Source organism: Streptomyces sp. NPDC050549, from assembly GCF_040655035.1.
Taxonomy (GTDB): domain Bacteria; phylum Actinomycetota; class Actinomycetes; order Streptomycetales; family Streptomycetaceae; genus Streptomyces.
Genome location: NZ_JBFAJD010000057.1, coordinates 33,398 through 42,245, shown reverse-complemented (window position 1 = coordinate 42,245; position 8,848 = coordinate 33,398). Strand labels below are relative to the sequence as shown.

Annotated in this window: 8 protein-coding genes; 4 read left to right on the top strand and 4 right to left on the bottom strand. The window is 70.8% G+C overall.

Translation table 11 applies throughout. From position 1 onward, the window contains the following. Positions 1–107: 107 nt before the first annotated feature. Together AB0I51_RS44160 and AB0I51_RS44155 are read right to left on the bottom strand one after the other, a co-directional pair. The gene (locus tag AB0I51_RS44160; RefSeq protein ID WP_362984471.1) at positions 108–1,496 is read right to left on the bottom strand and encodes an AarF/ABC1/UbiB kinase family protein; all 1,389 of its coding nucleotides are present in this window, start codon (positions 1,494–1,496) and stop codon (positions 108–110) included. Continuing rightward, on the bottom strand, positions 1,489–2,715 hold the full coding sequence (locus AB0I51_RS44155; protein ID WP_362984469.1) for a TOMM precursor leader peptide-binding protein: 1,227 nt from the start codon (positions 2,713–2,715) through the stop codon (positions 1,489–1,491). Before AB0I51_RS44155 ends, AB0I51_RS44160 begins: the two co-directional genes overlap by 8 nt. 219 nt (positions 2,716–2,934) lie before the next feature. Between AB0I51_RS44155 and AB0I51_RS44150 the strand changes: the two genes are divergently transcribed. From AB0I51_RS44150 to AB0I51_RS44135, 4 genes are all read left to right on the top strand, one after another. Next, complete coding sequence (locus AB0I51_RS44150) at positions 2,935–3,531, top strand: M48 family metallopeptidase (RefSeq protein ID WP_201052424.1); 597 nt, start codon at positions 2,935–2,937, stop codon at positions 3,529–3,531. A gap of 114 nt (positions 3,532–3,645) precedes the next feature. Further along, positions 3,646–5,307 carry a TerD family protein gene (locus AB0I51_RS44145; RefSeq protein WP_362984467.1) on the top strand — a complete coding sequence of 554 codons (1,662 nt, stop codon included), beginning with the start codon at positions 3,646–3,648 and terminating at the stop codon, positions 5,305–5,307. Between the two features lie 11 nt (positions 5,308–5,318). Next, the gene (locus AB0I51_RS44140) at positions 5,319–5,999 is read left to right on the top strand and encodes an AIM24 family protein (RefSeq protein WP_093629034.1); all 681 of its coding nucleotides are present in this window, start codon (positions 5,319–5,321) and stop codon (positions 5,997–5,999) included. Positions 6,000–6,016: 17 nt separating this feature from the next. Further along, the gene (locus tag AB0I51_RS44135; RefSeq protein WP_362984464.1) at positions 6,017–6,772 is read left to right on the top strand and encodes an AIM24 family protein; all 756 of its coding nucleotides are present in this window, start codon (positions 6,017–6,019) and stop codon (positions 6,770–6,772) included. A 64-nt stretch (positions 6,773–6,836) separates the two neighbouring features. Here AB0I51_RS44135 and AB0I51_RS44130 read toward each other — a convergent pair whose 3' ends face one another. Both AB0I51_RS44130 and AB0I51_RS44125 read right to left on the bottom strand, forming a co-directional pair. After that, positions 6,837–7,358, bottom strand: coding sequence for an NUDIX hydrolase (locus tag AB0I51_RS44130; RefSeq protein ID WP_362984462.1), 522 nt, complete (start codon positions 7,356–7,358; stop codon positions 6,837–6,839). Continuing rightward, the gene (locus AB0I51_RS44125; RefSeq protein WP_362984460.1) at positions 7,355–8,782 is read right to left on the bottom strand and encodes a zinc-dependent metalloprotease; all 1,428 of its coding nucleotides are present in this window, start codon (positions 8,780–8,782) and stop codon (positions 7,355–7,357) included. The genes AB0I51_RS44130 and AB0I51_RS44125 overlap by 4 nt, the downstream gene beginning before the upstream one ends. Positions 8,783–8,848: the final 66 nt, after the last annotated feature.

The window sequence follows — 8,848 nt, the reverse complement described above, 5'->3', positions numbered from 1 at the left end:
GGAACATCCCGCTTCGCGGGACGTTCCCAAAAACCAGGATCAACCCCTACAAGCCGACCCCACCAGGGTTGACGAAACAGATAGGGGCACCCCCCTCACGGTGGGGCTCAGGCCCCGGCCGCCGGTTCCTCCTCGTCCGCGAACTCCTCGTACTCGTCCGGCTCCTCCGGCACGAATCCCGGCAGCCACTCCTCCAGCTCCTCGCGCAGCCGCACCGCCGCACCCAGCTGACACAGGACGCCGATTGTGCTCAATGTCACTCGGTGTATCAGGAGGTACGCCGGCGGCAGGTTGAGCTGCTTGCCCAACTGGTGGGCGGGGGAACGAGGATCGGCGATGCGCGCGGCCTGACTGCGCATCCAGCCGCGGGTGAAGGTGAACTCGTCGACCTGGGCCGGCTCGATGATCGGCACCAGGTAGTCGAGGACGGCGTCCGGGTCCAGCTCTATCGACTCCTTGACGAAGCCCTCCGTGCACAGCAGTTCGTAGACCGCCTCGGCATCGCCGTCGAGCGTCATGCGCAGGGAGTCGCCGATGGGTGTCGGCAGACCGCCGGGGAGCCGGTCGACCGTGCCGAAGTCCAGGACACCCAGGCGCCAGTCGCCCTTGCCGTCCGGGTCGGCGGGCAGCAGACGGAAGTTGCCCGGATGCGGGTCCGCGTGGAGCAGACCGGTGCGGGCCGGCCCGGAGAAGAGGAAGCGGGCCAGGAGCTGGCCTGCCCGGTCGCGCTGCTCGTGGGTGCCGTCGGCGATCACCTCCGACAGCGGAATCCCGTCGATCCACTCCGTGACCAGGACCTGGTCGCACTGGTGGACCACGGCGGGCACCACGACATCCGGGTCGCCCTCGAACTCCTCCGCGTGCACCTGCTGGGCCTGCGCCTCCAGGCCGTAGTCCAACTCCTCGGAGACCCGGTCGCGGAGCTCGGCGATGAGGGGCTTGATGTCCATCCCGGGGATGAGCGGGCCCAACAGGCGGGCGAAACGGCTCAGTTGGGTCAGGTCGGAGAGGAGAGCCTCGCCGGCGCCCGGGTACTGCACCTTGACCGCGACCTCGCGGCCGTCGTGCCACACCGCCCGGTGCACCTGGCCGATCGACGCCGCGGCCGACGGCTTGTCCTCGAACTCCACGAACAACTCGCGCCAGTCCTCGCCGAGCCGCTCCGTCAGCACACCGTGCACGGTGCGCGTCGGCATCGGCGGCGCCGCCTCCTGGAGCTTGGTCAGCGCGGCACGGTAGGGACCGGCGACCTCCTCGGGCAGCGCCGACTCGAAGACGGACAGCGCCTGCCCGAACTTCATCGCCCCGCCCTTGAGCTCGCCGAGCACCTTGAACAGCTGCTCCGCAGTGCGCTGTTGCAGCTCGCGGCCGACGATCTCCGCGGACTCGCCCACGATCCGTTTCCCGAGCCCCCACGTGGCTCTCCCGGCGAAGCCGAGCGGGAGCGCGGCGAGCTTGGCGGTACGGGTGACCGCCTTGCGGGGAAGATCAGACATGCGCCCTCCAAGTCCCGGCCGGCCGGGCCGAGTCTGCCTTACGGCGCACGTCCCTCTTCGGCCGGTCCTCTGCCATTGTCGCGTGTCGATCCTCGTCCGTAGAGGTGTGTCCCTCCTTACCTTTCTCCTCCCCCTTTTCCGCGGCTCCGCAGGGGCATGCGGAATGCGCCCAGACCGGCCGCGCGTGCCAGTGCAGAGCGGGTAGCGAGACCTCCCACCGCGCGCCCGTGCTCGACGGCGACTGCCCGTCCAGGAAGGCGAGCGCATGCGCGGCAGCCAGCCCGGCGACAGTCGCGGCGAGCGCCAGATCGCAGGGCCGCACCCGGGGCTGCTTGCCGGAGCGCCACTGCGCGACCAGCCGGGGCCAGGTCGGATCCCGGTCGGTGCGCGCGTGGTGCAGACAGCCCGCGCACGCCGACTCGCCGGGCAGCACCAGCGGGCCCACCGTTCCCGTGCCCTCCACGACACCTGCGTACAGATGAGGGGTCCCCGAGGCGATCAGGTCGGCGGCGGCGGACGGGTCCGGAGCGTGCACGGCGACATCGTCGCGAGGGGCGAGGACCACCAGCGAGAAACCGGGGTCGTTCTCCTCCCGCGCGATCCGAGAAGTCCGGCGCGGCGACCGGTCCGGGGCCGCCCGGCGTACCGCCCGCCGCGCCGACTCGTCCCGGCGCTCGCCGACGGCCTCGGCGGGCAGCCCGCCCGGAGCGACGTCCCAGGGCTCGGTTTCACCGCCGTCGCGCACGTCGATCTCGCCGACCCCCGCACCCGACAGCAGTGAGGCCAGCACAGCGCCCACCCGGCCCGCGCCCCTCACCTGCACACGCAGCTCGCGCCGCGCCGCGAGCCGGCCCATCGACTCGCCCGGCTCGCCGGTGATCAGGGAGAGCGACGCGAGGTCCGGGCGCAGCCGGTCCAGGACGTCCTTCTTGGCGCGGAGCGCGTCGGCCGCGGGACCGCCGCCTTGCGCGTCGTCGAGCAGGCCCGCATGCGTGAGCCCCTTCAGCAGCTGGTCGACATGGCCCTCGGGCAGATCCATCCGATGGCCCTCCTCGCGCAGGAGCTGCACTCCGCGCGTGCCGTTGAGCAGGTCCAGGAAACTGCCCGTCGCCGTGTCCATCGGGCCGAGCGTCATCGCGTGCGCCGGTGTCATCCCGAACTGCACGGTATTGAGATCGCGCCAGCCGCGCCGCAGCGCGGGCTTCACCATCGGATGCATGACAGGCCCCCGTAGCCGTAGGAAGTACGTCCCGTGTTCCGGTGGAACTGGTCGGTGCTCCGCCGGTGGTGCCAGCCTGCCCGGTCCGGCCGTCGGCCGTCGAAAGTTGTCCACAGGCGGTGGGGATTCGTCGTACGAATCAAACGCTTGGTGGGGGATCGACACCGAAACCGTCCCGGAGTCGGGACTTCCCGCGTGTGCAGAGGGTAACGTCATGGCGTGCCCGCCGACCCACTGCACAGCGCCGGAAAACCACAGCGCAGTACGACGAGCCAGCCGCCAAGCGGCTCGGGGGCGAGCGCGATCGAGGTTCGCAGGAGTGCGCGTCGGCGCAGAACGGTCTCCGCGTACCGCGAGGGCGATCGCACCGTCGTGCTGATCCCCGCCCGCATGTCCGAGGCGGAGGAGAAGCGCTGGGTCACCGTCATGCTCGACAAGCTGGCCGCCCAGGAAAGCAAACGCGTGCTCGGTGACACGGAGTTGGCCGAGCGCGCCGAGCGTCTGTCGGCCCAGTACTTCGACGGCCGCGCCCGGCCCACCTCGGTGCGCTGGGTCACCAACCAGAACACGCGCTGGGGATCCTGCACGCCCTCCGAGGGCAGCATCCGGCTTTCCCACCGGCTGCAGGGCATGCCCGAGTACGTCGTCGACTACGTGCTGCTGCACGAGCTCGCGCATCTCCTGGTGCCCGGGCACGGGCCGCGTTTCTGGCGGCTCCTGGAGGCGTATCCGCGCACCGAGCGGGCCAAGGGATACCTCGAAGGTGTGGTCGCGGCCGAGCGGCTGCCCCATCCGCCGGGCGCCCGCGAGGAGTGACCGTCCCCTGTGGGGGATTGTGTACCGGGTCTGTACCGACTTACTCCGGTGTCGGAGATTGCCGTTAGCCTGACGCGACGCACATCGCATCGGGATGGGGGACGGTCGTTACGCATGGCCAGGGAATTCCAACGCGGCCACAAGGCCAAGATCAGTGACCTCACCGCGGGCACCGATCTGTACGTAGGCGTACAGATCACCGGCCCCGGGCTGACGTTCGACATCAGCTGCTTCGGTCTCGACGCCGAGGAGCGGCTCTCGGACGACCGGTACTTCGTGTTCTTCAACCAGCCGAAGTCCCCCGAGGAGTCCATCCAGCTCCTGGGCGCCCAGGCCGGCGACGCCGAGTCCTTCCGGGTCACGCTCGACAAGATCCCGCCGCAGATCCACAAGCTGGCGTTCACGGCCACGATCGACGGCGCCGGACAGATGTCCCAGATCGCCCCCGGGTACGTCCGGATCGTCGCGGGCGGCGAGGAAGTGGCCCGCTACTCGTTCAACGGTTCGGAGTTCACCACCGAGCGGGCGGTGATGCTGGGCGACTTCTACCTGAAGGACGTCTGGCGGTTCGCCGCCGTCGGCCAGGGCTTTGACGGCGGCCTCGAAGCGCTGCTGAAGAACTTCGGCGGCGAGGTCATGGAGGAGGAGGCGCCCGCCGCGCCGCAGCCGCAGCCGCAGTCCGGCGCCGCCCCGGGCTTCGCCCCGCCCGCGTTCGGCGCCCCGTCCGCTCCGGCACCCGCACCGGCTCCCCAGCCGGTCGCGCAGGGCTTCGCGCCCCCGTCGGGAGCCACACCGCCCCCGGCCCCGGCACCCGCGCCCTCCGTGCACGCCGCGCCGACGATCATCGCCCCGATGACCCCGCCCGGCCCCGGAACCGTGCCGCCCCCGGGCCCGGCCCCCGCGCCCTACGGCCAGCCGCCGCAGCCGTACGGGCAGCAGACCCCGGGCCAGACCGCGCCACTGCCGCCGGGCTACGGCCAGCCCCCGGCCCCTCCCGGCTACGGCCAGCCCACCCCGGCTCCGGGCTACGGCCAGCAGCCGCCCGCCCCTCCGGGGTACGGGCAGGTTCCGGCCCAGCCCGCCGCCTACGGAGTGCCCTCCGGCGCTCCCCAGGGCGCCGGTGTGTCGGCCGCGCTGCAGAAGTTCAAGGAGACGCCCACCGGGCAGCGCTGGACGCAGCAGAACAAGAAGCTGATCCGCGTCGACCTCGGTATCGGCGGCCAGCCCGTACTGGCCCGCCAGGGCAGCATGGTGCTCTACCAGGGCAAGGTCGACTTCGGCTACAAGGGCGCCGGGTTCGCCGGCCGGCTCGTGGGCAACGCGACCGGCCAGGAGATGCAGCTGATGCGCTGCACCGGCCAGGGCCAGGTGTTCCTCGCCGAGAACTCCACCAACCTGCACCCCGTCGAGCTCCAGGGGGACGCGATCTGCGTCTCCGCCGAGAACGTCCTCGCCTTCGACGAGAGCCTCCAGTACGAGGTCAGACGCATCGAGGGGCACGGCATCCCCGGGGGCGCGCTGTTCACGATGCAGTTCCAGGGGACCGGCACCATCGTCGTGAAGACCCACGGTGAGCCCGTCGTCCTGCCGGTCACGCCGACCACGTTCGCCGACTGCAACGCCGTCGTCGCCTGGTCCGCCGCCGCCCAGGTGATCGTCTCCAGCCAGGTCCGGATGCGTCGCAACGCGTACCCCGGAGACACCGGAGAGAGCGTCAACCTGCAGTTCCGGGCCGCCCCCGGCAATTTCGTCGTCGTCCAGCCGTACGAGGTCTGAGGGAGCCCGTCATGAACCAGCCGCTCGCGGGCTACGCCCCCGCACCCGTCACCGCCCGCATGGAGAACCACGGCAACAACATGCTGAAGGTCGCCATGCAGACCGGAAGCGACCTCTTCGCGCGCGTGGGCTCGATGATCGCCTACGAAGGCTTCATCCAGTACGAGCCCAACCCGCCGGCCGTGCGCCAGATCGCGCGCGACTGGATGACCGGCGAGGGCGCGCCCCTGATGAAGTGCTCCGGAGACGGACTGCTCTACCTCGCCGACTACGGCGCCGACGTCGTCGTGATCAACCTCAACGGCGACGGGATCTCCGTCAACGCCACCAATCTGCTCGCCTTCGACACGTCCCTCACCTGGGGTGTCGAGCGCGTCAAGGGGCTCGCCAAATTCGCCGGGCAGGGCCTGTGGAACACCAAGATCAGCGGCCAGGGCTGGGTCGCGCTGACCTCCCGCGGCAAGCCGATCGTCGTCGACTGCGGAGGTGGCGACGACGAGACCTACGTCGACCCGGACGCGCTCGTCGCCTGGTCCCCGAACCTCAAGGTGAAGGGCAAGCGCAGCTTCAAGGCGCAGTCGCTGATCGGCCGCGGCAGTGGCGAGGCCTACCAGATGGCCTTCTCCGGGCAGGGCATCGTCGTAGTCCAGCCCAGCGAGGACAGCACCGACCGCCTCCGGTTCCGGGGCTGAGGGGGGAACACGACACCATGCAGAGCCCGCTTTTCGCGTTCAACGACTCGCAGTCCCAGGATCGCTACAGCCTCCAGAACAAGCAGATGCTGCGCATCGTCCTGGAGGGCCACGACGACATCCTCGCCCGCAAGGGCACGATGGTCGCCTACCAGGGGCTCGTCGAGTTCGACGCCGAGTACCAGAACACCCGGCAGGCCTACGCGCGCGCGGCCACCGGCGAGGGCCTCAGCCTGATGCGCTGCCACGGGCAGGGCACGGTCTTCCTCGCCAACCTCGCCCAGCACATCCACGTAGTGGATGTGGAGCAGGACGGCCTGACCGTCGACAGCAGCTACGTCCTCGCGATGGACTCCTCGCTGCACCACGAGGTCATCGCCGTGGACAGCCAGTACGGCATCTCCGGCTCCGGGAAGTACCAGCTCAACATCACCGGTCGCGGCAAGGTCGCCCTGATGACCTCGGGCGCCCCGCTGATGATGCAGGTCACGCCGGACAAGTACGTCAACTGCGACGCCGACGCGATCGTCGCCTGGTCCACCGGCCTGCGCGTCCAGATGCAGGCCCAGACGCACTCCTCCGGGGTGTGGCGGCGCCGCGGCAACACCGGCGAGGGCTGGGAGCTGAGCTTCATGGGCAGCGGCTACGCGCTGGTCCAGCCCAGCGAACTCCTGCCGCCGCAGAACGCCGCGATCGGCCAGGGCCTCGCCGCCCAGTACGGCATGGGCCAGCACGGAGCCCACGCGCAGAACCAGGGCAACGTCTGGAGCTGAGCGTCCGGAAAACCGACGTAAGGGGCGCCCGCCGTTGCGGACGCCCCTTACCCGTACCCGGAGTTCACAGCCTGGCGCGGGCCGCCTCCAGCAGCCGCAGGACCGACTCGTCCGCCACGGCCGCCACCTCGGCGTAGGCGAACCAGCGCAGGTCGAGGGACTCGTCGCTGATCTCCTGCACGGCACCGGGCGGCGCCACCACCGCGTACTGCACGTCGTAGTGGAAGTGGCACGGTGCCGGGACGGGATGGAGATCGAGGCGGGCAGGACCGCCCGGCAGCAGGGTGAGTCCGGTGATGCCGGACTCCTCCGTGGCCTCGCGCAGGGCTGCCGCCTCCAGGGAGGTGTCCTCGGGCTCGCAGTGCCCGCCCATCTGGAGCCACATCCGCAGCTTCCTGTGGAGCGTGAGCAGCACTCGCCCGTGCTCCGGGTCGATGACCAGGGCACTCGCTGTGATGTGCCCTTCCTCGCAGGACTTCCACATGCCGTCCGGGTGAGCGGCCAGGTGGTCCAGGTAGGCCTGGCGCAGGTCCGCCTGGTCCTCGTAGCTCTTCAGTACGAGGACCGCGTCGTCGTGCAGGGTCACTCGGAGTCGTCGTCCTTCTTCTTCAGGTCGGGCTTCTCCTCCGTGCCGCTCGCCGCCTCGCCGAGCAGCTTGTCCAGCTCGGAGAAGTCCAGCTGCTCGCGGTGCACGAAGCCGTCGGGGTCGTCCAGGTCGGAGGCCGTCGGCAGCATGTCCGGGTGGGCCCACAGGCCGTCACGGCCGTCGACACCGCGCGCGTCCGTGAGCGAGGCCCACAGCCGGGAGGCGTCCCGCAGTCGGCGCGGGCGCAGCTCCAGGCCGATCAGCGTGGCGAACGTCTGCTCGGCGGGGCCACCGGTCGCGCGACGGCGCCGCAGGGTCTCGCGGAGCGCGTCGGCGGACGTCAGACGCGGCTTCGCGGCGGCGTGGACCACCGCGTCCACCCAGCCCTCGACGAGCGCCAGAGCCGTCTCCAGACGGGCCAGAGCGGCCTTCTGCTCCGGGGTGTCCTCCGGCTGGAACATGCCCTGCTGAAGGGCGTCCTGCAACTGCTCCGGGTTCTGCGGGTCGAACTGGCCGACCACGTCCTCCAGCTTGGCGGTGTCGACCTTGATCCCGCGCGCGTAGCCGTCGACCGCGCCGTACAGGTGCGAGCGCAGCCACGGCACATGCGCGAACAGACGCTGGTGGGCGGCCTCGCGCAGGGCGAGGTAGAGCCGCACCTCCTCCTGGGAGATGCCCAGGTCCTTGCCGAACGCCTCGATGTTCAGCGGCAGCAGCGCGGCCTTGCCGACCGGGCCGAGCGGCAGACCGATGTCGGTCGAGCCGACGACCTCGCCCGCGAGCACGCCCACGGCCTGCCCGATCTGCGTACCGAACATGGCACCGCCCATGGAGCGCATCATGCCGATCAGCGGGCCCGCCATGGCCTGCATCTCCTCCGGCAGGACATCGCCCATCGCCGCGCCGACACGCTCGGCGACCGGGTCCACGAGCTCCTTCCAGGCCGGCAGGGTCGCCTCGACCCACTCCGCGCGGGACCACGCCACGGCGGAACCGGCACCGGACGGCAGTGAGGTCGCGTCGTCCAGCCACAGATCGGCCAGCCGGACGGCCTCCTCGACGGCGCTGCGCTCGGCGGGGCCGATGCTCGCGTCCTTCGTGCCGTCCTCAGTGCCCTGGGAGACCGTCTGGCGGGCGATCTGCTTGGCCATGTCCCAGTTCACCGGGCCGCCCTCGTACGAGAGCATCTGGCCCAGCTGCTGGAACGCGGCACCCAGGTCGTTGGGGTTCAGGGAACCGAACATGGCTGCGAGCGGATTGTCCGCGCCGGGGCCGCCAAAGCCCCCGGCACCGGGCAGCCCGCCAAATCCGAACGGGTTGGCCGGTCCCTGACCACCACCGCTCTCCTGGTCCTTCTTCTTGCCCTCGTCGCCGTCGTCCGGCTCCTCCGGCGGAAGGCCGAATCCGAATGGGGTGTCACTCACGGGATTCCTCGGCTGTTAAGGCCGCCGGTTCTCTCCGACGGCACGACTGCCCTTCAACACCACCCA